The sequence below is a fragment of the Streptomyces sp. NPDC001373 genome (assembly GCF_042895815.1).
Classification (GTDB): domain Bacteria; phylum Actinomycetota; class Actinomycetes; order Streptomycetales; family Streptomycetaceae; genus Streptomyces.
Window position 1 is genome coordinate 151,398 of sequence record NZ_JBIAWQ010000015.1, and the last position, 1,138, is coordinate 152,535.

1 protein-coding gene and 1 pseudogene are annotated in these 1,138 nt (G+C 71.1%); both read right to left on the reverse strand.

Translation table 11 applies throughout. The features are described 5' to 3' along the window. Positions 1–137: 137 nt before the first annotated feature. Entirely contained in the window at positions 138–581 is a 444-nt protein-coding gene (locus ACFY15_RS28170) for a MarR family winged helix-turn-helix transcriptional regulator (RefSeq protein WP_390690410.1), read from the reverse strand. A gap of 89 nt (positions 582–670) precedes the next feature. Continuing rightward, positions 671–1,138: pseudogene (locus ACFY15_RS28175) on the reverse strand (2-oxoacid:ferredoxin oxidoreductase subunit beta); the annotation flags it as partial.

Genomic DNA, 1,138 nt, shown 5'->3' on the forward strand with positions numbered 1-1,138 from the left:
GCGCGGGCGGCGGGGGGGCGGGGCGGGGGCCCCCCCCGGCCCCGGGGGGGGGGGGCGCCCCCCCGGGGGGGGCCCCCGCGGGGCGGGGGGGGGGGGGGGCCCCCCCCCGGGGCCCGCCCCCCGCCTCCGTCGTCGTGTCAGCGCTTCGGACTCCAGGCGGTGACCGCCTTCTCGCAACGCTCAAGCTGCTCCAGGAACGAGTGGGCCTCGCCCGGGGCGAAACAGCCGTCGAGCAGCTTCTCGATCTCCTCGATCACCACGTCGGCCTCACGGATCAGCGTCTTGCCCGCGGGGGTGAGCCGGACCTCGAGGATCTGGAGGTGGATCGGGTGCGGGGTGCGCTCCACCAGCCCGCGGCCCTCCAGGGTGGAGAGCACCGAGGACATGGTCTGCGGGGTGACCATGCACCGGCGCGCGAGGGCCGCACCGGAGAGCCCGGACTGCCGGGACAGTTCGAACAGAACTCCGTACTGCGGAACGTTGATCTTGAACGGGCGCAGCGCCGCGTGCTTGGCGGCGGTCAGTTCCTGCTCCAGCCGCTTGATGCGCTGTCCCACGCGCTCTTGTTCCGAGGTCACCATGGACACAAGCCTACCCTCATACTCCTTATTGTTGTATGCCCCCTTCGGACTATCCGAGTACGTATGCAGCCACGCTCCGGAGTGTCGGCTCAGCCGGCGACGGTCCAGGCGTCGGTGCCGGTGAGGAGGGCTCCCAGGTCGGCCTTGCCGTAGCGGTCGACGGCCGCGTCGAGCTGTTCGGCCATGAGGGTGTCGTAGACGGGGCGTCGGGTGTTGCGGAAGACGCCGATGGGGGTGTGGTGGAGGGTGTCGGGGTCGGCGAGGCGGGAGAGGGCGAAGGCGGTGGTGGGGGTGGGGGCGTGGGCGTCGTGGACGAGGATGCGGGTCTCGTTGTCGGGGGTGACGGTGACGACTTCGAGGTCGCCGGTGCGTTCGTTGCGGATGACGCCCTTGGTGTGGTCGGTGCCGAAGCGGATGGGCTGGCCGTGCTCCAGGCGGATGACGGCTTCTTCGGCCTGGTCGTTGTCCTTGAGGGCTTCGAAGGCGCCGTCGTTGAAGATGTTGCAGTTCTGGTAGATCTCGACGAGGGCGGTTCCGGGGTGGTCGGCGGCCTGGCG